General features: G+C 63.1%; 19 protein-coding genes, 1 tRNA gene and 2 pseudogenes. 20 read left to right on the forward strand and 2 right to left on the reverse strand.

What is annotated here, in order from left to right:
• The first annotated feature begins 299 nt into the window (after window positions 1-299).
• The 6 genes and pseudogenes from AB7531_RS17175 to AB7531_RS17200 all read left to right on the forward strand — a co-directional run bounded on the left by AB7531_RS17175 (window position 300) and on the right by AB7531_RS17200 (window position 5,056).
• Window positions 300-373 (forward strand) — tRNA-Gly (locus AB7531_RS17175).
• A 549-nt stretch (window positions 374-922) separates the two neighbouring features.
• Window positions 923-1,513 carry an RNA polymerase sigma factor gene (locus tag AB7531_RS17180; protein ID WP_063982548.1) on the forward strand — a complete coding sequence of 197 codons (591 nt, stop codon included), beginning with the start codon at window positions 923-925 and terminating at the stop codon, window positions 1,511-1,513.
• 199 nt (window positions 1,514-1,712) lie between these two features.
• Window positions 1,713-3,650: a vWA domain-containing protein gene (locus AB7531_RS17185; RefSeq protein ID WP_084795360.1), complete on the forward strand. Its 1,938-nt coding sequence runs from the start codon at window positions 1,713-1,715 to the stop codon at window positions 3,648-3,650.
• Window positions 3,651-4,032: 382 nt separating this feature from the next.
• Window positions 4,033-4,389 (forward strand): annotated as a pseudogene (locus tag AB7531_RS17190) (DUF1109 domain-containing protein); the annotation flags it as partial.
• Between the two features lie 50 nt (window positions 4,390-4,439).
• Window positions 4,440-4,607 (forward strand): annotated as a pseudogene (locus AB7531_RS17195) (GDP-L-fucose synthase); the annotation flags it as partial.
• 245 nt (window positions 4,608-4,852) lie between these two features.
• A complete protein-coding gene (locus AB7531_RS17200; RefSeq protein ID WP_063986285.1) occupies window positions 4,853-5,056 on the forward strand; it encodes a hypothetical protein in 204 nt (67 codons plus the stop codon).
• Window positions 5,057-5,180: 124 nt separating this feature from the next.
• Here the strand turns inward: AB7531_RS17200 and AB7531_RS17205 are convergent, their stop codons facing one another.
• Window positions 5,181-5,951 carry an IclR family transcriptional regulator gene (locus AB7531_RS17205; RefSeq protein ID WP_063982551.1) on the reverse strand — a complete coding sequence of 257 codons (771 nt, stop codon included), beginning with the start codon at window positions 5,949-5,951 and terminating at the stop codon, window positions 5,181-5,183.
• A 196-nt stretch (window positions 5,952-6,147) separates the two neighbouring features.
• Here AB7531_RS17205 and AB7531_RS17210 point away from each other — a divergent pair, with 196 nt between their 5' ends.
• The 13 genes from AB7531_RS17210 (at window position 6,148) to AB7531_RS17270 (ending at window position 19,552) form a co-directional block, all read left to right on the forward strand.
• Window positions 6,148-6,978, forward strand: coding sequence for a transporter substrate-binding domain-containing protein (locus tag AB7531_RS17210; protein ID WP_063982552.1), 831 nt, complete (start codon window positions 6,148-6,150; stop codon window positions 6,976-6,978).
• A 17-nt stretch (window positions 6,979-6,995) separates the two neighbouring features.
• Window positions 6,996-7,712, forward strand: a complete 717-nt coding sequence (locus AB7531_RS17215) for an amino acid ABC transporter permease (protein ID WP_063982553.1) — start codon at window positions 6,996-6,998, stop codon at window positions 7,710-7,712.
• Window positions 7,709-8,527, forward strand: a complete 819-nt coding sequence (locus AB7531_RS17220) for an amino acid ABC transporter permease (protein ID WP_245328625.1) — start codon at window positions 7,709-7,711, stop codon at window positions 8,525-8,527. The genes AB7531_RS17215 and AB7531_RS17220 overlap by 4 nt, the downstream gene beginning before the upstream one ends.
• Entirely contained in the window at window positions 8,524-9,270 is a 747-nt protein-coding gene (locus tag AB7531_RS17225) for an amino acid ABC transporter ATP-binding protein (RefSeq protein WP_063982554.1), read from the forward strand. Before AB7531_RS17220 ends, AB7531_RS17225 begins: the two co-directional genes overlap by 4 nt.
• Window positions 9,271-9,467: 197 nt before the next feature.
• Window positions 9,468-10,673 (forward strand): NAD(P)/FAD-dependent oxidoreductase, encoded by a 1,206-nt coding sequence (locus tag AB7531_RS17230; RefSeq protein WP_245328626.1) that lies wholly within the window; start codon window positions 9,468-9,470, stop codon window positions 10,671-10,673.
• A 60-nt stretch (window positions 10,674-10,733) separates the two neighbouring features.
• Window positions 10,734-12,050 (forward strand): NAD(P)/FAD-dependent oxidoreductase, encoded by a 1,317-nt coding sequence (locus AB7531_RS17235; RefSeq protein ID WP_063982555.1) that lies wholly within the window; start codon window positions 10,734-10,736, stop codon window positions 12,048-12,050.
• 477 nt (window positions 12,051-12,527) lie between these two features.
• Complete coding sequence (locus AB7531_RS17240; RefSeq protein ID WP_085405396.1) at window positions 12,528-13,925, forward strand: MFS transporter; 1,398 nt, start codon at window positions 12,528-12,530, stop codon at window positions 13,923-13,925.
• A gap of 119 nt (window positions 13,926-14,044) precedes the next feature.
• Window positions 14,045-14,872 carry a 3-keto-5-aminohexanoate cleavage protein gene (locus AB7531_RS17245; RefSeq protein WP_063982556.1) on the forward strand — a complete coding sequence of 276 codons (828 nt, stop codon included), beginning with the start codon at window positions 14,045-14,047 and terminating at the stop codon, window positions 14,870-14,872.
• Between the two features lie 145 nt (window positions 14,873-15,017).
• On the forward strand, window positions 15,018-16,223 hold the full coding sequence (locus AB7531_RS17250; protein ID WP_063986288.1) for an MFS transporter: 1,206 nt from the start codon (window positions 15,018-15,020) through the stop codon (window positions 16,221-16,223).
• A gap of 137 nt (window positions 16,224-16,360) precedes the next feature.
• Window positions 16,361-17,047 carry an outer membrane protein gene (locus tag AB7531_RS17255; RefSeq protein WP_063982557.1) on the forward strand — a complete coding sequence of 229 codons (687 nt, stop codon included), beginning with the start codon at window positions 16,361-16,363 and terminating at the stop codon, window positions 17,045-17,047.
• A 218-nt stretch (window positions 17,048-17,265) separates the two neighbouring features.
• Window positions 17,266-18,495, forward strand: coding sequence for a CaiB/BaiF CoA transferase family protein (locus AB7531_RS17260; RefSeq protein ID WP_063982558.1), 1,230 nt, complete (start codon window positions 17,266-17,268; stop codon window positions 18,493-18,495).
• A 220-nt stretch (window positions 18,496-18,715) separates the two neighbouring features.
• Window positions 18,716-18,931: a hypothetical protein gene (locus AB7531_RS17265; protein ID WP_036010888.1), complete on the forward strand. Its 216-nt coding sequence runs from the start codon at window positions 18,716-18,718 to the stop codon at window positions 18,929-18,931.
• Between the two features lie 228 nt (window positions 18,932-19,159).
• A complete protein-coding gene (locus tag AB7531_RS17270; protein ID WP_063982559.1) occupies window positions 19,160-19,552 on the forward strand; it encodes a RidA family protein in 393 nt (130 codons plus the stop codon).
• A 3-nt stretch (window positions 19,553-19,555) separates the two neighbouring features.
• Here AB7531_RS17270 and AB7531_RS17275 read toward each other — a convergent pair whose 3' ends face one another.
• A complete protein-coding gene (locus AB7531_RS17275) occupies window positions 19,556-20,218 on the reverse strand; it encodes a TetR/AcrR family transcriptional regulator (RefSeq protein ID WP_063982560.1) in 663 nt (220 codons plus the stop codon).
• A gap of 209 nt (window positions 20,219-20,427) precedes the next feature.
• Between AB7531_RS17275 and AB7531_RS17280 the strand changes: the two genes are divergently transcribed.
• Window positions 20,428-21,663: an acyl-CoA dehydrogenase family protein gene (locus tag AB7531_RS17280; RefSeq protein WP_063982561.1), complete on the forward strand. Its 1,236-nt coding sequence runs from the start codon at window positions 20,428-20,430 to the stop codon at window positions 21,661-21,663.
• Window positions 21,664-21,696: the final 33 nt, after the last annotated feature.

The raw sequence follows: 21,696 nt of genomic DNA on the forward strand, positions 1-21,696 counted from the left end.
AAAAAGGCGCGGCGGGGAGGCCCCGTCGCGCCCGATTTCTTGCTCGCTGGTCCAGGGCTGAGAGCGCCCCGATGCCAAGCCTTTCGTCAAAGCCTAGCGGGCGATCCCAGCGAGGTGACAGCGCTTGAGATAAGACACTGGATCACCTCCTTTCGTTGGTTTCGGGACTCTGAATATAGGACGAAATCCCGCCGCCGTTAAGGGGCGCCCCGGGGTGGGAACTAGCCTGTCCGCAAGGCGGGAAAGTCCGGTCCGGAGCAGTTGAGACTGCCGCCCGGTCGTGTTAGGGAGCCAGTGATGCGGGTGTAGCTCAATGGTAGAGCAGCAGCCTTCCAAGCTGAATACGAGGGTTCGATTCCCTTCACCCGCTCCAACCTTTTTCGAAGATTTAGCGAGAGGGGGCAGATTTCAGTCTGACAAATCGGCTGCTTGACACGTCCTGATGCTCGCTTTGCGATCGACTGTTTCGCGCCTCTCTTGATAGCTTTCGTATTCCCCGCACTGGATAAGAACCGCGAACGGCAACCAGTCAGAATCCCGGTTGGCGACCTGGCCTTCGCGGGTTTGCGACCGGCTGAAGCGAGGCTAATTGGACCGGGCCACGCCGAACCGCCTGAAAATCCTGGGCATGGTCGCCCGGATCGTGTTCGCCGCCACGATGCTTGCGTTGCTGTCGCCACAGAGCGCCGTAAGGCCCTGGTGTTGTGCCGTCCGGAAATTTTTTCAAACCCGGCCCAAGGATTCCGGCGTCTCGTTCGTCTCAATTCGTGAATGCCTGGAAAATCTCCTCCCGGCGCCCCGGCTTATGGGTGGAACTACTATGGTAAAGCGCATGCGGTCGCGGTCCAGGACGGGACTGCCCGGGGGACCGGGTAACGGTCCCAATTGTTTTGCTCAATCCTGTCGGCTTTGAGGAAAGGGCATGGGGGGCGCCATTCAGCTTATGACCGCAGAGGCGACTGAGCCGCCGGATGGCGGCGCCACGGATGACGACCTCGTCAGTCTGGCCACGCAGGGTAACCGTGCTGCATTCGAAGCCTTGTTGCGGCGTCACTACGACCTCATGCACCGCGTGGCGTGGCGCATGACCGGCTCCCAGACTGACGCGCAGGACATTTGTCAGGATGTCTGCTGCGCGCTGGTGGAACGGATCGCTTCTTTCAGGGGGGAGGCGAAGTTCACAACCTGGCTGGTCGGTATCGTGCGCAACGCCTGCCATGACCACCATCGGCGTCATTCGACGTTGACGCGCCTGAAAGGCCATCTCGCCGTTCTTGCCGAAATGGCGGCGCCGCCGGATGGCCGGGATCTCTTTCGTCGCAGTTGGCTCGCGAGCGAGCTGGCGCGGCTTTCGCCGCTGCTGCGGGAGACGGTCGTGCTTGTGGTCGGCGAAGGCATGACGCACGCGGAGGCGGCGACAGCCCTGGGCGTCTCCGAGTCGACCATCTCCGGCCGCATGCACGAGCTGAGGCGACAGGCAGGTCTCGCGAAGGACATCGGCGATGAGGACTGATCACAACATCATGCGTTTGCCCGACCCTCCGCCGCCTGCGCCGGACGCGCGTGCCGCGGCTGTGCAACAAGCGTTGTTGCGCTTCGATCAAAAAAGCGCCGAGGAAAAAAACGCCGACGATAGCCAAGGAATGCCGACCGATATCCGTCTCATCGAGCGAACCGCCGCGTCCTTGCGGCCGTTACGCGAGAGGACTGTCATGAAGCGTACGCGATATCTCCTGGCCGCCAGCCTGGCCTGCATCGTTGCCGGATCGGGCGCCTATCTCCATCTCATGCGGTCGCCGCAGTCGCAGGACGTCGCTGCACCCGTCGAACAGAAGGTGGCGAGCAACGACGTCGCTCTAGCTCCTTCGACAGTGCCAGCAAAGAAGGAAAGCGAAAGCCAGGCCCAGCCGCAAACGCAAACCCAAACCGCCACGCAGGCCGGAAAGCCCAGCCAGGAAGCCGCCGCGCCTTCGGTTGCCGCGGCGCCGCCTCCCGCCAGGTCGCGCGCGGAAAATCTGATTGCCAGCCGGGACGCTCCGAAGGCGCCTCCCGCGACGGCGTTGAGGGCTCCCATGCAGGGGGCACCGTCAGAAATGTACGCTCTTAGAGGCCGGAACGATCAAATGCACGCGCGCGCGCCGTCTGCGCAGCTGCTGTCGCAGGTCGAAGTCTTTCGGGACCAGCGCGAGCGTGTTCCTGCTGCGTCCGAGCCTGTCGGCCGCGACAAGTTTGCGAATGCGCCGGAAAACGCCTTCAAGGTCGCGCGCGATGCCCCCGTCTCGACATTCTCCATTGATGTCGATACGGCGTCGTACGCGTTCGTCCGCGCACAGCTCAACCGCAATGTCCTGCCGCCGGCCGCGTCGGTTCGGACCGAGGAGCTGATCAATTACTTTCCCTATGCCTATGAAGCCCCCGCATCGGCGAACGAACCGTTCCGGGCCAACGTTGCCGTGTTTCCGAACCCCTGGGCGGAAGGCCGCAAGCTCATTCGCATTGGGGTCAAAGGTTATGCGCTGCAACAGACGAGCCGACCGCGCGCGAATCTCGTTTTCCTGATCGATACATCGGGCTCGATGGAGCCGCAGAACCGGTTGCCGCTCGTGAAGCAGTCGCTCGCCATGCTCGTTACCCAGCTGAAACCCGAGGACCGCATCGCGATCGTGACCTATGCCGGAAATGCCGGCACGGCGCTCGAGCCCACTTCCGTGTCCGAGAAAGCGAAAATCCTGGCGACGATCGATCGGCTCGAGGCGGGTGGCAGCACGGCGGGTGCCGAAGGCATCAGGCAAGCCTATGGTCTTGCAGAGCAGAACTTTGACGCCAGCGGCGTCAATCGGGTCATCCTCGCCACCGACGGCGACTTCAATGTCGGAATTACGAACAAGGATGAATTGAAAGGTTTCGTCGAGCGTCAACGCGAAAAGGGCATTTTCCTGTCCGTGCTCGGCGTTGGTGCCGGCAATTACAACGACGCGCTGGCGCAGACGCTGGCGCAGAACGGCAACGGCGTCGCCGCCTATATTGATACGATCAACGAGGCACGCAAGGTGCTGGTCGAAGAGGCAAGTTCGACGCTGTTTCCGATCGGCAAGGATGTGAAGATCCAGGTCGAGTTCAATCCGGCAGCCGTCGCCGAATATCGGCTCATCGGCTACGAGACGCGACTGCTCAATCGCGACGATTTTTCAAATGACAAAGTCGATGCCGGCGACGTCGGCTCGGGGCAAACCGTGACGGCGCTCTACGACATCGTGCCTGTCGGCGGGCCTCGCGTGGTCGACGATCTCAGATACGGTGCGCAAGCCCCGGCGAGCGACTCACCGTCGCCGGCCGAATATGCCTTCGTCAAGATCCGCTACAAGCTGCCGCGATCCGATCAAAGCGTGCTGGTCAGCACCCCCGTCGATCGCGCATCGGAACATGGCCGCTTCGAGGACGCGCCACTCGATGCCCGCTTTGCAACCAGTGTTGCCGCGTTCGGCGAGATTCTACGTGGCGGAAAGCACACCGGCCGGTTCGGCTATGACGACGTGCTCCGTATCGCCTCGGCCGCGCGCGGCGACGATCCTTACGGCTATCGCTCCGAGTTCCTTCAGTTGGTGCGCGCGGCCAAAACTGCGAGCGCGATGCAGCCGCTGCGACCGTGATCACTCTTCGATTTAGGCCAGCGCGCCCATTCCGGCATCGATAGGAAGCGGAGCAAAGTTGCCTCCGCTTCCGGGCCTCCCAACGCGATGCGAAGCCATCAAGGCGGAAAATTTCGTGCCGCCACCGCTCGCTGGATGGTAGCGCTTAGGCGGTGTCAACGCCGTGTGCCACATCCAAACCAGAAAGCGGACGCGTGAATTGTCACCAAGAGACTCGCGCTCTCGGCTCACACGCGTCGATCCTCACGAGGGCGTGATGTAACTGATCGCCGACCGTCGCCGAATTCAGGACCAGGGGGCTTCTCAATCCGTCCCGCCCGTGGAATTTTGCGGCCATGAAATTTCGAGCTGTCATGTCCTGAAGCACAGCATGGCGGTCGTCGTCCTGCCGTTTCTGCTGATCGCGGCGCTGGCGCTCATCAGCATCGGTTCGGCGCCGGTGTCGCACTGCGACCGAATGGTTGCGGGTGACGCGTGGTTGGAATGTCTGGTGTCGATCCCGATCATCGCCATTGTGCCATTTGCGCTAACGATGTGGGCGGTGCGTCAGGCGGCACCGATCGACCTGCGCCGCGCAGGGGCGTTCGCCGGTCTTGTCGCTGGCAGCATCAGCGCAGTGGCCTACGCGCTTCACTGCACCGACGATTCGCTGCCCTTTGTCGCGCTCTGGTATGGTGGAACGATCGTGGTGTGCACTCTGGCGGGGGCCGCGCTCGGGCCGCGGCTACTGCGGTGGTGAGGTGTTGCGTCAATACCGACGTCGAACTCGAAACCGCGACAAATGCGTGCGGCGATATCAGTGTCGATAGCTCGCGTCCCGATCGAACGCCGCGCAAACTGCTCGACGTCAGCCGTCTCGCCAAGCTCGGCTGGCGCGCCGCGACCTCGCTTCACGATGGCTTGAAGAGCGCCTATGCGGCGTATCAGGCCGGCGCGCCGGTGGCGGCGCGAGAGTAGGAACCTTCACCGCAAGCAAGAGTTGGCCGGTCGGGCAGGGCGAAAAGCCACACGAGGCCGACCGTGCAACAAGCCGTGCGCGTGCGCTCCACCGCGCAAATCGAGGGTCATCCGATTCATCCGATGCTGGTGCCATCGACAAGGCCGGCGCATTGCTGGTCGCCGACGACAGCGGCAACGCCGTGTGGCGGGTGACGGCGGCCCATCCGCAGGTCACGCAGCGCTGGATATCGAGGAGTTGCACCATGGGCCTTGCTCAATACGCGATCGTGCCGGTCGAGGATGAATGGGGCGTGCTGCATGACGGCGACGTCAAAAGCAAATACGCGACCAAGGAAGCCGCGTTCGAGTCCGCGGTCGCTGCCGCCTCCCTGGCGATCCGTCAGGGGCATGAGGTGCATGTCAGCGTGCCCGGTCGCGAAGCCGGCGAGAATGCGCTGGGAAGCTAGGGATACGATCAAGCCCGTGCGCTTGTGATCCTGAGCGAGTACCGCGCCACGACTGCGCATCATCCCTACGTGAACGAGATCCGCTAACCTGTTTCCGGCCGTCGCCACGCCACCCTGATCCTTCCTACTGACCGACGATGGCGTCGATTTCCTCTTTCAGGAGGGCGCCGTAATGTTCGAGGACGCCCGGCGTCAGCTTGGCGCAGAGCAGCGTGAAACTGAGCGCCGCGCCCGGCTTTTCGCCCGGCGTCATGATCGGCAATCCAACTCCGGCAATGCCGGGAATGAGCTCGCCCACATCCACCGCGTAACCGCGGCGACGGGTGTCGGCAATCAGCTGTCGAACCTTGTCCTCGGTGAGGTTGCGATAGGACGCGTAGCGCCCGAGGTTGGCGCGGATGATGTAGTCCTGCTCGTCCTCGTCCAGGAATGCGAGCATTGCGATCGAACCGGGGCCAACGCCGAGGGGGACGAAGCCGCCGATCGATCCCGTCAGCGTCGGCACGATGCATTCGCCGTCGCGCCGGTCGAGACAAACGGAATCGTGGTTGAAGCGGGCCATCAGATGGGTCGTGTCGCCGGTGCGGCGCCTGAGCCGGGACAGCGCGATCTCGCAGCGGCTGATGATGCCGGGGCCGCGAGCCGCGCGGACGCCGTAGATCGCCATGCGTGCACCCAACCTGTAGCGCCGTTTTTTGTCGTCGCGGGCAAGCAGCTTGTGACCGACCAGCGTGTTGAGGATGCGGTGACAGGTGGCGGTGTTTAGCCCGGAGCGGGCCGCCAGGTCCTTGAGCGATAGGCCCTCGACGCCGCCATCGGCGACGAGATCCAGCAGGATGACGGTCCGGTCGAGCAACTGGGCTCCACCGGAGGGCGGTTGGGCGATCACCGGCATATAATCTCACATTATGAAAAAAGTGGTCTCAACAACTTGTACATTGAGAAAGATGTGTCTCCAATGATGAAAATTAGGTCGCTTGGGATTGATGCATATTTTTTGAGCGACCTGATTTCTGCATTCGCAAAGCTGATGGCTGACGCGGCGCTGTGGCAACAGCGCTGGAAGGCCGTGATTTATCCAGAGGAACAGGATGACAGGCTTCAAAACGATGATGGGCGTTTCCGCTGTTGCGCTCGCTGCCTTTTTTGCTGGTAGCGCCGCCGTGGCGGGCACGCTTGAGAACGTCAAGGCGCGCGGCAAGCTCGTCGTCGGCGTGAAGAATGATTACGTGCCCTATGGCTTTCTGAACGACAAGGGCGACATCGTCGGCTTCGAGGTCTCGCTTGCGAAGTACGTTGCCAAGGAGCTCCTTGGCTCCGAGGATAAGATCGAGCTCGTGCCTGTCGTCGCGTCCAATCGCATCGAATTCCTGACCGCCGGCCGCATCGATGCGATCTTCGCCACGCTCGGCGTCACGGCCGAGCGCGCCAAGGTCATCGACTTCACGACGGAATACGTTTCCGCTGCCGGCCCGTCCGTGCTGGCGGCCAAGGAAGCGACGGTCTCCAAGTGGGAAGAGCTGAAGGGCAAGTCGGTCTGCGGCATCCAGGGCTCCTACTACAACAAGAAGATGACCGAGGAGTACGGCATCAATCTCGTGGCCTTCAAGACCCAGCCGGAAGCCTATCGTGCGCTGAAGGACAATCGTTGCATCGGCTTCGTCTTTGACGACATGACGCTTCAGCAGAAGCTCAAGGAGCCCGATTGGGCAAGCTACAAGATCGCGGTGGCGCCGTATGAATTCCAGCCGATGGCCGGCGGCCTCCGCAAGGGAGACACGGAATTCCACGACGCCGTCGACAAGGCCATCGCGAAGGCCGAGGCCGAAGGCAAGCTGATCGCGTGGGAGACCGAGTTCGGCATGCCGCACTCCGACTACATCGCCGCGCGGGCGAAGGCTGCGGTCGCGAAGAAGAACTGACGCACACGGAGCGGCCTTTGTTCGGACTCGACTATTCCTGGCTCGCGGATCCTGCGTACCAGCAATGGCTGCTGACCGGTGTTGTCAACACGCTGAAGCTGGCGGCGCTCTCATCGGCGGCCGCCATCCTCATCGGGATGCTCGGGGCCCTCGGGCTCACGCTGCGGATTTTCTGGCTCGATGCCCTGATCGAGCTGTTCGTCGAGGTGTTCCGCAACACGCCGCCGCTGTTGCAGATGTTGTTTGCCTATTTCACCTTCTCGAACCTCGGCCTCAAGGTGACCGATCCGTCGACGGGATTATCGGTTCCGCTTCTCAGTGCCTTTGCCTGTGCTGCGATTTCGCTCAGTCTCTTCGGCGGGGCGCTGGCGACCGAAGCCTTCCGCTCGGGCATCGAAACCATGCCGCGGTCGATCATCGATGCCGCACGGTCGCTCGGGTACGGCCGATGGGCCCGCTTCTGGCGCATCGAGGCGCCGATCGCCACCCGCATCTGCCTGCCGGGGCTGACGAACATCCTGACCAACCTCTTCAAGACGACGTCGCAGGCATCCGTCATCACCGTGCCGGAACTGATGTACTACGCCGGGCAGATCTACAATGACACGTTCCGCACGCTGGAGGTCATGATTCTGGTCCTCCTCATATATGTGGTGCTGGTGTCCATCCTCACATTTGCAATGGCGAGGCTCGAAGCCTTCATGGCCTTCCCAGGTTACGGGAGAGGGCATTGATCGCGGGCTCCATGCTCTCCTATGACGGAAAGAAGCGCGCCGTTCTGCTGCTGATCGCCTTTGGCGTGGCCGTCTGGATCGGGGTCGATGCGGCGGCGGGCGGCTCGGCGCACTGGAGCCGCGTGCTGGCGCGGCTTCCTCTGCTTCTCACCGGCTCGGCATCCGGCTGGCCGATCACGGGTGGCTTTGCCCTCAATATCATTCTCTCGATCGCCTCCATGGCACTGGCGACGGTGCTCGGTACGATCATGGGTCTTGCGACGCTCGCCAGGTTCGGACCGATCCGGGTCCCGTCTCTTCTGCTGATGAATTTCCTGCGCAATTCACCCTGGCTCGTTTTGCTTTTTGCAACGCTCTATTTCCTGCCGTTTGAGATGCATGTCTTCGGCACGACCATTGCGTTCCCGCCGTTCGTGAAGGCCGTGATTGGCCTTGCGCTGCCGACGGCGGCGAATTTCTCCGAGGTGATCCGGGGCGCCGTTCAGTCCATTCACAGCGGCCAGTGGGAAGCGGCACGTTCGCTCGGCTATGGCACCGGCCAGATCTATCGCCACGTGATCATGCCACAGGCGCTGCGGCGCATGATCCCGGGCTGGATGAATTCCTACGCGTTGCTGATGATCGCGACAGCGCTCGCCACGGTGACCGGTATCCAGGACGTGCTGACAATTCTGAATACTTTGCTCGCCATGGAGAACGAGCGCGTGATCGTCTACTTCTATTTGACCATCCTCTTCCTGTTCATCGCCTATTGCTATCCGATCGCGGTCGTCGCGCGCCGGTTGGAACGCGCCGTGAAGGGAGAAAGCCTGTGAGCCGCATCGACGCGCTGATCGAGCTCGACAACGTCCGCAAGTCCTTCGGTGACGTCCCTGTTCTCAAGGGCATTTCGATGTTCGTGCAGAAGGGCGAGGCAGTCTGCATTATCGGTCCTTCCGGGTCGGGAAAGTCCACCATTCTGCGCTGCATCAACGGCCTGATTCCCGTGGACGAAGGCTTTGTCCGCGTCGGCGCACACCGTGTGCATGAAATGAGGTCGGAAAAGCAGATGCGGGTGCTGCGCCATCAGGTCGCGATGGTGTTCCAGCAGTACAATCTTTTCCCGCATCGTACGGCACTGGAAAACATCATGATGGCGCCGATCCAGGTTCTCGGACACGATCGCGCCGAAGTCGAGGAGCGGGCCCGCAAGCTCCTGAAGAAGGTGCGGCTCTCGGAGAAGGCGGACAGCTATCCGGGGCAGCTGTCCGGCGGCCAGCAGCAGCGCGTGGCAATCGCCCGCGCACTCGCGATGCAGCCGGAAGCGATCCTGTTCGACGAGGTGACGGCTGCGCTCGATCCCGAAACGGTAAAGGACGTGCTGTTCGCGATCCGCGAACTGGTGGAGGAGGGCCTCACCTGCATTCTCGTGACGCACGAGATGAAGTTCGCCCGGGAAGTCTCGCAACGCGTTTGTTTCACCGATCGTGGTCTGATCGTGGAAAGTGCGCCTCCTGCGGAACTCTTCGACAATCCGCAAGACCCGCGCACGCGCGAATTCCTCGGTCAGGTTCTCTGATCGCACCACCGGGGCGGACGCGCTGCGTGGTGCGGCCATCCCACGTGCAATGAAAATGAAAGGTGAGCCGGAAGGCCCAATACATCATGCCTCGTTTTGACGACATCTACGCCAAGGACTTCAAGGAGACGCCTTACTGGTGGGAGGCCGCGGAACCGGAGACCGATCTCTGTCCGCTGCCGGAGCGAGCCGACGTCGTGGTCATCGGCTCGGGCTATGCCGGGTTGAATGCAGCGACTCATCTGGCGCGCGCCGGGCGCTCCGTCGTCGTCATCGACGGTGACCGGATCGGGGAGGGAGCCTCGACGCGTTCGGGCGGGATGGTGTCGAGTGGCCAGAAGCTGGTGGTTAGCGGTGCGATCAAGGGAATCGATCCCGTGCTCTTCTCGCGCCTGATCGGCGAGAGCAACGAGAGCTTCGATTATCTGAAGATGCTGGTCGAGACGGAGAAGCTGGATGCGGGGCTTGCGCTCAGCGGCCGCTTTTTCGGCGCCCACGCCGCGGGCGATTACGAAACCCTGAAGCGGCATGGCATGCTTCTGGCAGAAAAGACCGGCGTGACCGTACATTTCCTCGATCGCGCGCATCAGCGATCGGCGATCGGTTCGGATTATTATCACGGCGGCATGGTGATCGACGAATATGGCGGTCTGCATCCGGGCAAATATCACAAGGCGCTGCGCGACCGGGCGCGCGCCGCCGGCGTCATGCTGCGCTCGCATGCGCGCGCGGGTATGGTGCAGGATAGTGCGAAAGGAGAGAAGATCGTGCCGACCGCTCGAGGTGCCATCCGGGCTGCCCACGTGGTCGCAACCACGAACGGTTACACCGCCGCCGATGCGACGCCTGGCCTCGCCAGCCGTATCGTGCCGGTCAAGAGCTATCAGATTGCCACCGCGCCGCTGCCGGCCGATCTCCTGACCGAGCTCATTCCGCAGGCCCGCATGGTGTCCGACACACGCCGTGATTTGATCTACGCCAGGCCGTCGCCCGACGGGACTCGGCTTCTGTTCGGTTCACGCCCGGGCATCTTCGACATGCCCGACAAGCTGGCCGCGAAGCGGCTTTATGCGCGCATGTTGGCCATCTGGCCGCAGCTTGCGGGCGTGAAGATCACTCATGCCTGGAGCGGGCGCGTGGCCATGACTGTCGACAAGATAGCCCATCTCGGGGTTCGCGACGGCGCGGATTTCGCGGCTGGTTGCAATGGCAACGGCGTCGCGCTGATGACCTTTCTCGGCTACCAGACAGCACGCAAAATTCTCGGCGAGCAGAACATGCCATCGGCCTTCGATCGCGAGACATTCACGGCCGTGCCCTTCTATTCGGGCAAGCCCTGGTTCGTGCCGCTCTTTGCCGGCTGGTATCGCCTGCGCGATTTCCTCGACCGTCCGGGACGCTGAGCCTCGGGCGGCACATCCGGCCCGGCTCGCCTTCCGCGTACCCGTTTCAAGGAGGACCACGTGTCCAGGATTATTCCCGATCTTGTCGTCGCGCCGCAGGAGCTGCCTGCGCATGTGGACGTCGTCGTGATCGGCGGCGGCATCATCGGCGTGTCGACCGCGCTTTCGCTGGTTGAGCGTGGCGTCTCCGTTGCCCTGTGCGAAAAGGGATTGATCGGAGCAGAGCAGTCGTCGCGAAACTGGGGCTGGGTACGCCAAATGGGGCGCGATCCGGCCGAGTTGCCGCTCGCGATCGAGAGTCTTCGGCTCTGGCGTGGCATGAACGAGCGTATCGGCGGCGAAACCGGCTTTCGGCAGGCCGGCATCGCCTATCTCTGCGACACGGATGCCGACGTTGCGATGTATGACGAGTGGTTGAAACACGCCACGTCTTTCGATCTCGACTCTCGCTTCGTAGGGGGCGAGGCGCTGAAGACGCTCATGCCAGGTATGGCGAAACCGTTCCGTGCCGCGCTGCATACGCCGAGCGACGGCAAGGCGGAGCCGTTTATCGCCGTCCCTGCAATCGCGCGCGGCGCGGCCGCGAAAGGGGTGCATATCCTCACCAACTGCGCGGTCCGTTCCATCGAGCGATCGGCGGGCAGGGTGAGCGGCTGTGTCACCGAGCGCGGCGAGATCCGCTGTTCGTCCGTCGTGCTGGCGGGAGGGGCTTGGTCGCGCCTCTTCGCCGGCAACATGGGCATCGATCTTCCGGTCCTGAAGATCCTCGGCAGCGTCGCCCGCGTTTCTTCGATCGAGGGCGTTCCGGATTTTGCCGTTGGTGCAGGCAACTTCGCTTTCCGCCGCCGTCTGGATGGCGGGTTCACTGTCGCCCAGCGCAACGCGAACGTCGCCCCGATTACGCCGGACAGTTTTCGATTGTTCTGCGACTATGCGCCGACGCTCATCAAGAGCTGGAACGAACTGACGCTTCGCATCGGCGGTCAGTTCGTTCGCGAGGTGAAAATGGCCCGCAGCTGGAAGAGTGATGAGGTTAGTCCTTTCGAGCATGTCCGCATTCTTGATCCCGATCCGTCGCTGCGGTTCGTCCATGGCGGCGTCACCCATCTGTGCGAAGCCTTCCCGGCGTTCCGCGACGCCAGGATCATGCAAATGTGGGCTGGCCTGATGGATGTCACGCCGGATGCCGTTCCAGTTATCGCGCCGGTCGGCTCCGTTCCAGGCTTCTATCTCGCGACCGGCTTCTCGGGCCACGGCTTCGGTATCGGTCCTGGCGCCGGCGCCCTGATGGCCGATCTCGTGACCGGTTCGACGCCTTGCGTAGATCCCGCACCCTTCCGGATGGAGCGCTTCAAGCGCTTGAAGAGGGCCGCCTGATTTTTGATGCCCACGCCAAACAAGGTGTAGTCGTCACGGGAGCTCTTCTCGTGGCAGACGGCGGCGGCCGGTCTCCCACACACACAGTCGCGCTGTCTGATGCGGGCAATCTTGCTGGCATGGGAGAAGCGAGCCCAGCGTGCGCTTGTGGCGAAAAGCGTGTTTTGAACTGGCGGTCTGAAAATATCTGGTCGTCTCTGCGTCGGATGTCGACGACGCGTCTCCGCCCGAGCGCTGCTGATCGGCGCACAATCGCCAACTGTGTTCAAGTCCGGCGAAAATAACATCATGTTAGGTTTATCGCATAACTGGGTAATTGTGTTAGCCCGGCGAAAGCCTATTGTCGCGACCAATCGGATACCCATCGGCAGTGACAAGCGCTCGCGGAAGTCGGCAGAGCGCCCGGAGAATGCTGCCCAATTTCTAGCGAAGCCCGACAACGGGACGTCAGCAAACCCAGTGGAGGAATTTTCTGCGATGACCACGACTCGCACGATCCGTCACATGAGTCAGTCCAGGAAGGCCGCTGCGAGCGGCTGGATCGGTTCGGCTCTCGAATATTATGACTTCTTCATCTACGCGACCGCCGCGTCGCTGATCTTCCCACAAATCTTCTTCCCGTCGGAAAATCCCACCGTCGCCATCGTCGCATCGCTGGCGACCTATGGTGTGGGATATGTGGCCCGGCCGATCGGGGCCTTCGTTCTCGGACATTGGGGCGACACCCATGGCCGCAAGACCGTTCTCATCGTCTGCATGTTCCTGATGGGCATCTCGACGATGGCGGTGGGTTTTCTGCCGACCTATCAGCAGGTCGGCATCCTGGCGCCGATCCTGCTCGTCATCCTGCGCCTTGTGCAGGGATTTGCGGTGGCCGGTGAAATCTCCGGCGCGAGCTCGATGATCTTGGAGCATGCGCCGTTCGGCCGGCGCGGCTTCTATGCCAGTTTCGCCCTTCAGGGCGTGCAGGCCGGACAAATCCTCGCGGCAGCCGTGTTCCTGCCGCTGGCGGCCTATATGCCGACCGACGCATTCAATAGCTGGGGATGGCGGATTCCGTTCCTGCTCAGCTTCTTCGTCATTGTCGCAGGCTACATCATTCGTCGCGAAGTCGACGAAACCCCTGCCTTTGCGCAAGAGGGCGCACGGGGAGAAACGCCGCGGTCGCCCATTGTTCAGGCCATCAAGCTGAGCTGGCGCGACATGCTCAGGGTCATCTGCATGGCTCTGATGAACGTCATCCCGGTCGTTGCGACCATCTTCGGTGCGGCCTACGCGGTGCAGCCGGCCTATGGCATCGGTTTTGCCAAGGACGTCTATCTGTGGATCCCGGTCCTCGGAAATATGCTGGCCATATTCGTCATTCCCTTCGTCGGCAATCTCTCCGACAAGGTCGGTCGCAAGCCTCCGATCATCGTGGGCGCGCTGCTCTCAGGCTTGCTTGCCTTCGTCTATCTCTATGCCATCAGCATCAGGAATGTGCCGCTGGCGATCCTGGTGTCGCTGCTGATGTGGGGCGTGGTCTATCAGGGCTACAACGCGATCTTCCCGAGCTTCTACCCGGAGCTGTTTCCGACCCGCACGCGGGTGTCGGCGATGGCGATCTCGCAGAACATCGGAACGACCATCACCGCGTTGCTTCCGGCCCTGTTTGCGACCGTGGCGCCTCCCGGCTCGGACAATATCCCCTTGACGGTGGGAGCGATCGCCTTCGGTATCACTGTCATCGCGGCGCTGGCGGCCGTCACGGCCCGGGAGACCTATCGGGTCAGTATCGACGATCTCGGCAATCCCAAGGCCGTTCCGATGCCGCGGGCCGACTATGAGCGGCAGCGTGCGGAGGCGGCGAGCGGTGCGGCCGCAATTCCGACCTGAAGGGCACGCAAAGGCCTGCCGCTGCGATCGATGATGTTTGCAGCGGCAGGGCTCCATGCGTTACTTGAGTGCCTATTCGAACTCCGTGCGCGCGAGCGCGATCATCATGAGGTCAAGGGATGAACCCCGTTGTTGTTGCTGTCGCCATCACCGGCTCCGTTCCGCGCAAGAAGGACAATCCCGCGGTGCCGATCTTGCCCTCCGAGCAGATCGAGTCGACGCAGGAGGCCTTCGAGGCCGGCGCCACGCTTGCCCATATCCATGTTCGAAACGATGACGAGACGCCGTCCTCCGACCCCGAGCGTTTTGCCCTGGTGCAGGAAGGCATCAAAAAGCACTGCCCCGGGATGATCGTTCAGTTCTCGACCGGCGGGCGCGGCCGCGATCCCTCGGCGCGGGGATCATCGCTTTATCTAAAGCCGGACATGGCCTCGCTGTCGACAGGATCGGTGAACTTTCCGACGATCGTCTACGAGAACGGCGCCGCCCTGGTCGAGACTCTCGCGACCGGCATGAAGACAAATGGCATCCGGCCTGAAATCGAGATCTTCGATCTGTCGCATCTGCACGGTGCGCGGCGTCTGATCGAGGCGGGGCTGATGGACTCGCGTCCGCACGTGCAATTCGTCATGGGCGTCAAGAATGCGATGCCGGCCGACGAGCATGTCCTCGACATCCTCCTGGGAGAGCTGAAGCGGCTGATCCCGACAGCGACGTGGACGGCGGCCGGGATCGGACGCCATCAGGCCGAGGTCATGGGCTGGGCGCTTGCGCGCGGCGCCGACGCGGTGCGCACCGGGCTCGAGGACAATATCAGGATCGACAAGACCCGCCTGGCCGCCAGCAATGCTGAGCTCGTGACCATCGCCGGCGAGGCTGTCGCGCGCCACGGCCGGCGCGTCGCGACCGCGGCCGAGGCGCGATCCTTGCTCGGGCTCGCGGGGTAGGGGCTACTGCCTCCTGCTGACATGCTCCCGGCCGCCTTCTGCCATTCAGCGGCCGGCGTTCCGCTGCGCCAAGACTTCCGTTATCAAGACTCCCGCTATGACGTGTCTGTGCGCACGCATGCAGCTGGGGCAGGCGACGATCGGAATGCGGTTCTTGAAATCTGACGGCAGGCTCATCGGGGTCCTGCTGGTGCTTGCAATCACCCAGCTCATCGGATGGGGCACGATCGGCCTTCCGCCGATCGTGGGCCGCGACCTCGCGGCCGATCTGGGCATGAGCCTCCCGATGGTGTTTGCGGGCACCTCGACGCTCTATGTTACCATGGGCCTGTGCGCGCCTTGGCTAGCGAAGGCTTTTGCGCGGCACGGCGCACGCAAGGTGATGATGGTGGGCACCGTCGTGGCCGTGCCGGGCTATGTCCTTCTGTATTTTGCGCGCGAGCCGATGCTCTATTTCGTGGCCTGGGTCATCCTCGGCATGGGCGGCAGCGCCACGCTGTCGACCGGCGCCTATATCATGCTCAACGAGGTCGCCGGGCGACAGGCCAAGAGCGCGATTGGCGCGCTCATGCTGGTGACGGGATTGTCCGGCAGCATCTTCTGGCCGACCACCTCGTTCCTGAGCGGCCATTTCGGCTGGCGCGGCACCTGCCTCGTCTACGCCGCCATGCTGTTTCTCGTTTCGCTTCCGCTTTATGCTTTCGCAACTCCGCGCCGGGCCGTTGCGAAGGAGGGGGGCACCGCTCCCGCAAGACAAGCCAATGCGCTGTCGATTCCGCGGAGCACGTTCGGCCTCGTCGTCGCCGCGATCACCGTCAATGCCTTCGTCACGTTCGGCCTGAGTGCCGTCTTCATCGAGTTGCTGCGCGCCGAGGGGCTGGCGCCGGCGCAGGCGATCGCCTTCGGCTCGATGCTCGGCGTGATCCAGGTCAGCGCCCGCGGGCTCGATTTCCTCGGCGGCGGGCGCTGGGACGGCATCACGACGGGGCTTGTCGCCGGCACGGCGCTGCCCGTTGCCATGCTGCTCTTGATGCTGAGCGAGGGGGCGACCTGGGCGGTCGCGGTCTTCATCCTGCTCTATGGCGCCGGCAGCGGTGCCATGGCGGTGGCGCGGGCGACGATACCGCTGGTGTTCTACGATCAGGCCGAGTTCGCCAAGGCGTCGTCGATGATTGCGCTGCCGCTCAATCTGGCCTCCGCGATCTCGCCGCCCGTTCTTGCCGGCCTGCTCACCCAGTACGGCAGCCGCGGCGCGCTCGGTCTCACCTTCGTCTGCTCCTGCGCAGCGGTGCTGATCCTGGTTCTGCTCGGCCGCCGCCGACCGCAGGTGGCCGCGGCCGGTGTGGTGTGAGGTCGGCGGCACGTCGGTTGCCGCGAGTTGCCGGTCGCTTCCTATTCGTTTTCACCGAGTGTCGCCCGGCCGCCACAGCAAAAGCGGGGGGAACCCGCTAGAGTTGGAATCGTCAATCCCATGGGCTGGAATATGCAATGAAACGCACGCTGATCTGCCTCGCCGCGCTGGCCTGCTCCGCCGTCGCTGCGGATGCTGCCGACTTGCCCGTTAAGGCAGCGCGCTCTGTCGCCGTGTCGCCCTTCGCATGGACTGGCTTCTATGCAGGTGTCCAAGGTGGTTACGCGTGGAGCCAGGGTCGCACTGTCGAATTCTTCTTGGGCGGGCCTCCGACCGGCTTCACGCATGGGTTCCGCGCGGACGGCGGCTTCGGCGGTGTCCATGTGGGCTACAACCATCAATTGGACAGGCTCGTTGTTGGCCTTGAGGCCGATGTAGACGTGGGCCCGGTGAACGGCGGATTTAACATCCCGTTTTTCCGATACGACGCGCGCAAGGAGTGGGAGGCCTCCGTTCGCGGACGGCTCGGCTTTACACCGACTGAGCGCCTGCTGCTCTATGTGACGGGTGGCTTGGCGTTCACCGAGCTGAAGTACCGGTGGACGTCGACATTGGCAGTTCCCACGGTGGATGCCGACATTTCGAAGACCGGATGGACCGCAGGCGTCGGCGGAGAAGCGGCGCTGACCAATCGGGTTACGGCGCGCCTGGAATATCGCTATAGCGATTTCGGCACGTCCCGCTTCGACTGGCCCGACGTCGGGAGCTACGAGCAGCATCCTCGCTTCCAGTCCGTGCGCGGTGGAATCAGCGTCAGGTTCTAGCCGTCATCAGCGGCGCGGATCGCCGTGGCGGAGCGCCGGCGCAGGCGCGATAGCCGTGGCGCGGAAATTCGCCCGCCGCAGGGCCGCTCCTGCTGCCGGGCGATGGATAGCCGTATGCCCCGGACGCAGTGCTCAGAACTCCAAAATGGTGTATCCGCAGGGAGCGCGGCCAGGGCTTAAGGCCGCCGCGCCAATATCAGTTCCCGGAGGAAATCGACATGTCGGCCTTGCCGCTCTCAGGCATCAAGATCCTTGACCTCACCCGCGTGCTGGCCGGGCCCCTGTCGGCCCAGATGCTGGGCGATCTCGGCGCGGAGGTGATCAAGATCGAGCGGCCGGGCACCGGCGACGACGCGCGCGCCTTCGGCCCGCCTTATCTGACCGACCCCGAGGGCAAGGCCAACAACAACAACTCGTTCTACCTTTGCGCCAACCGCAACAAGAAGTCGGTCACCGTCAACATCGCCAAGCCCGAGGGGCAGGCGATCATCCGCGCGCTCGCCAAGGACGTCGACGTCTTCATGGAGAACTACAAGGTCGGCGATCTCAAGCGCTATGGCCTCGACTACGAGACGATCAAGGCGATCAACCCCGGCATCATCTATTGCTCGGTGACCGGCTTCGGCCAGACCGGCCCCTACGCGCCGCGTGCCGGCTATGACGCGATCCTGCAGGCGATGGGCGGCCTGATGAGCGTCACCGGCCATATCGACGGCGAGCCCGGCGAGGGTCCGATGAAGGTCGGCCCGTCTATCGTCGATTACATGACCGGCATGAACACCTCGATCGGAATTCTCTCGGCGCTGTACCATCGCGACGCCAATGACGGGCAGGGGCAGCACATCGACGTCTGCCTGTTCGACACCGTCATCGCATCGCTGTCGCACTGGCTCCAGATCTACCTCGTCAACGGCAAGATGCCGCCGCGCCGCGGCACCTGGGGCAATGGCGGCATGCCGGCCGGCGTGTTCCGCTGCACCGATGGCGAGCTGATGCTGGTGGTCGGCAATGATGGCCAGTTCCAGCGCACCTGCGCCGTGCTCGGCGAGCCCGAGCTCGCCAACGACAAGCGTTTCGTCAAGAACAACGACCGCGTCGTGCACGGCAAGGAGATCATGGCGATCTTCGCCGGCCTGTTCCTGAAGCAGCCGGTGGCCTACTGGCTGGACAAGCTGGAGGAGGCCGGCGTGCCGTCAGGCCCGATCAACAATTTCGAGCAGGTGTTTTCCGATCCGCACGTCCAGTCGCGCGGCATGCGGGTGAAGGTCGATCATCCCTTCGAGCCCGATCTGTCGCTGATCCGCAACGCGCTGACCCTCTCGGAGACCCCGATCGAGAACTACCGCGCCCCGCCGCTGCTCGGCGAGCACACCCAGGAGGTGCTCGGCGGCAAGCTCGGCTATGATGCCGGCAAGATCGAGCAGCTGAAGCAGCAGGGGATCATCTAGCTTCGCTTCCTGATCCTCCCAGGGGTGTGCTGGCGAAGACCAATGCTGGCGCGCATGCGACAGCGATCCTGACCAGCCTGGGAGCGACGGTTGCGCGATGCCAGGCCTTGCCCGAGGCTTGCGTGCAATCCCCAGATGAACCCGGTCCGTACTCGCACAGGCTTCCGCTTTGCGCGCGACTCTGATGCGATCATCCCGACGCAAGTCCGGGAGGGAACGCATGTCCTACACGATCGGGTTTCAGGCCAAGGACCAGAAGGCAATTCTGGCGACCGAGGCAGCAACGGCCAATCAGGCCGTCGCCATCATCGCCGCGCTGCGGCAAAGCGCCGACGAGATAAAGTTCATCCGTTCGCCCCAGGAAGGCGAGATGGGTATCGAGATGCTGCTGCTGCTCGCCAAGGAAGAGGCCGAGGAGATGCCGCAGCGAGCCTAAAGCATGATCCGGACCCGAAGGGCCGCGTTAGCGCAAAGTGCCGCAGCGGTTTTCCCTCGCGACAGACGCGGAACGCGTTTGCGCGAAGATCATGCTCAAACAAAAACTAAAGCGCGATCTCTCATCGCGCTTTAGGCCCGCAACCATACTTCGAGCTTTAGCGAAGCATGCCGGCTGCAGAATAATGTAGCAAGGCGCCAGTCTCGCTCGAACCGAAGGTGGCCGCCGATGAAACGCGAAGCGCTCCGCGTCGAACCGATCTCGTCCTTTCTCGACCGCGTCAAGGCGCCGACCTCGCCGGTCACGCGCGCCGGCAACATGATCTTCGTTGCCGGCCTGCCGCCATTCGACCCCGAGACGGGCGAGATCGGCGGGATGGGAATCGAGCGGCAGAGCGAGATCATCATGGAGCAGATGAAGTTGTGCCTTCAGACGGCCGGCGCCTCGCTCGACAACGTCATGAAGTGCAACGTCTACTGCACCTCGACCAAACACTTCGCCGCGTTCAACGCGGTCTATGCGCGCTATTTCCCGATTGATCCGCCGGCGCGCATCTTCGTCTGCACCCCGGAATGGTTCGGCCCCTTCGACGTCGAGATCGACTGCATCGCGATGATGTGAGCGCTAACGCGCGACAACCCGTGACGGCGCCTTCGTCTCGGTCCGCCCCGCCGTCAGCGCCATCGTCGCGACGCTGACGACGCGCGCGACGACGTCGTCGACGTCGTCGAGATCGCATTTGCCTTCCGACAGCTTCGTCAACCGCTCGCTCTCGCGGATGGTGTGGTGCGCCATGGCGAGCGCGAAGTTCAGGCCCCAATAGATATCGACGTCGCTGCGGTCGGGCAGGGACCGTCGCATGGCGCCGGCGAATTTCCGCAAATGATCGATCTCGCGGTTCTTGATGCGGCGGATCGGCGGCACGGATTCGATCGAGGCGCGGATCATGAAGCGCGCCGCGGTGGAGCGCTGGTTTTCCGGACCCAGGCAGCCGCGCAAGGTCGGGCCGACGAGGGCGCGCAAGATCACCTCGATCGGCGCGCGACCGCCGCCTTGTTCTTCCGCGACCTTCAATTCGCGCAGGCGTTCGCGGTTGGTGGCGATCGAGCGCGAGACGAACAGCTCTGCGATCAATTCGTCCTTCGAGCCGAAATGATAATTCACCGCCGCGAGGTTGACGTTGGCCTCCGCGACGATGTCGCGCAGCGTCACGTCGCCAAAGCCGCGATCGGCATAAAGCCGTTCGGCGGCGGCGAGAATGGCAGACCTCGTATGATCGCTGGCCATGGATGCCCCTCGGGGAGGGAGTTGCAATTCAAACACTTGTATGAAACTATCGTTTGAAGGCCGGAGAAAGTCAATCCGCAATCGAGACCCGTTCGCAACGCGCGAGCCGGTTCCGAGGCGTCCGCAAGCATTCGCGCTTGCGGGTCGCGTGCGGCGGGAGGACAGTCCGGCGCAAAACAGCTTTGCAAAGAGAGACCGAGGAGCGTCCCATGGATTTCGATCTGTCCCCCAAGCAGAAGGAATGGCTCGACCGCGTGCAGTCGTTCATGACCAAGCACGTGCGTCCGGCGGTGCCGATCTATAACGAGCAGGATCACAGCGGCGAGCGCTGGAAGGTGATCCCGGTTCTGGAGGACCTCAAGAAGAAGGCGAAGGCCGAAGGCCTCTGGAACATGTTCATGCCGCCGAACGAGCATGAGGACGACGAATTCCGTGGCGCGGGATTGACCAATCTCGAATACGCGCTGCTGTCGGAGCAGATGGGCCACATCTCCTGGGCTTCGGAAGTGTTCAACTGCTCCGCGCCCGACACCGGCAACATGGAAGTGTTCATGCGCTACGGCTCCAAGGAGCAGAAGCGCAAATGGCTGCGTCCGCTGATGGACGGCGAGATCCGCTCGGCGTTCCTGATGACGGAACCGGCGGTCGCCTCGTCCGACGCCACCAACATCGAGACCAGCATCGAGAAGGATGGCGATCACTACGTCATCAACGGTCGCAAATGGTGGTCGTCCGGTGTCGGAGATCCCCGCTGCAAGATCGCGATCCTGATGGGCAAGACCGATTTCAAGGCGGCCAAGCACCAGCAGCAGTCGCAGATCCTGGTTCCGCTCGACACTCCCGGCATCAAGGTCGAGAAGATGCTGCCGGTGTTCGGCTTCGACGACGCGCCGCACGGCCACGCCCAGGTGCTGCTCGAGAACGTGCGCGTGCCCAAGGAGAACATCCTGCTCGGCGAAGGCCGCGGCTTCGAGATCGCGCAGGGCCGCCTCGGTCCCGGCCGCATCCACCACTGCATGCGCACCATCGGCAAGGCCGAGGAGGCGCTGGAGAAGATGGTGAAGCGCCTGATGTCGCGCACCGCCTTCGGCAAGAAGATCGTCGAGCACAGCGTGTGGGAGCAGCGCATCGGCGAGGCCCGCACCAACATCGAGATGACGCGTCTGCTCTGCCTCAAGGCCGCCGACATGATGGACAAGGTCGGCAACAAGACCGCGCAGGCCGAGATCGCCATGATCAAGGTCGCAGCACCCAACATGGCGCTGAAAATCATCGACGAGGCGATCCAGGCCTTTGGTGGCGCGGGCGTCTCCGACGAAGCGGGTCTTGCCAAGGACTACGCCGGCATCCGCACGCTGCGGCTCGCCGACGGTCCGGACGAGGTGCACAATCGCGCCATTGCAAGGCTCGAAGTTCGGAAGTATGCCAATTCTCCCAAGCATTAAGAGGGAGAGTCCTGCGGCGCTCCCGACTTGAAA

This window comes from Bradyrhizobium sp. 63_E2_N1_3, assembly GCF_052076005.1.
Lineage (GTDB): Bacteria > Pseudomonadota > Alphaproteobacteria > Rhizobiales > Xanthobacteraceae > Bradyrhizobium > Bradyrhizobium barranii.

What these genes read in the sequence shown, in the direction of transcription:
- AB7531_RS17205 (WP_063982551.1), bottom strand. Translation starts at nt 5,951, where the DNA reads ATGCCGGTGATCGCCCAACCGCCCTCCGGTGGAGCCCAGTTGCTCGAC.
- AB7531_RS17185 (WP_084795360.1), top strand. Translation starts at nt 1,713, where the DNA reads ATGAAGCGTACGCGATATCTCCTGGCCGCCAGCCTGGCCTGCATCGTT.
- AB7531_RS17200 (WP_063986285.1), top strand. Translation starts at nt 4,853, where the DNA reads ATGGGCCTTGCTCAATACGCGATCGTGCCGGTCGAGGATGAATGGGGC.
- AB7531_RS17245 (WP_063982556.1), top strand. Translation starts at nt 14,045, where the DNA reads ATGAACCCCGTTGTTGTTGCTGTCGCCATCACCGGCTCCGTTCCGCGC.
- AB7531_RS17275 (WP_063982560.1), bottom strand. Translation starts at nt 20,218, where the DNA reads ATGGCCAGCGATCATACGAGGTCTGCCATTCTCGCCGCCGCCGAACGG.
- AB7531_RS17270 (WP_063982559.1), top strand. Translation starts at nt 19,160, where the DNA reads ATGAAACGCGAAGCGCTCCGCGTCGAACCGATCTCGTCCTTTCTCGAC.
- AB7531_RS17280 (WP_063982561.1), top strand. Translation starts at nt 20,428, where the DNA reads ATGGATTTCGATCTGTCCCCCAAGCAGAAGGAATGGCTCGACCGCGTG.
- AB7531_RS17265 (WP_036010888.1), top strand. Translation starts at nt 18,716, where the DNA reads ATGTCCTACACGATCGGGTTTCAGGCCAAGGACCAGAAGGCAATTCTG.
- AB7531_RS17180 (WP_063982548.1), top strand. Translation starts at nt 923, where the DNA reads ATGGGGGGCGCCATTCAGCTTATGACCGCAGAGGCGACTGAGCCGCCG.
- AB7531_RS17210 (WP_063982552.1), top strand. Translation starts at nt 6,148, where the DNA reads ATGACAGGCTTCAAAACGATGATGGGCGTTTCCGCTGTTGCGCTCGCT.
- AB7531_RS17255 (WP_063982557.1), top strand. Translation starts at nt 16,361, where the DNA reads ATGAAACGCACGCTGATCTGCCTCGCCGCGCTGGCCTGCTCCGCCGTC.
- AB7531_RS17240 (WP_085405396.1), top strand. Translation starts at nt 12,528, where the DNA reads ATGACCACGACTCGCACGATCCGTCACATGAGTCAGTCCAGGAAGGCC.
- AB7531_RS17250 (WP_063986288.1), top strand. Translation starts at nt 15,018, where the DNA reads ATGCGGTTCTTGAAATCTGACGGCAGGCTCATCGGGGTCCTGCTGGTG.
- AB7531_RS17260 (WP_063982558.1), top strand. Translation starts at nt 17,266, where the DNA reads ATGTCGGCCTTGCCGCTCTCAGGCATCAAGATCCTTGACCTCACCCGC.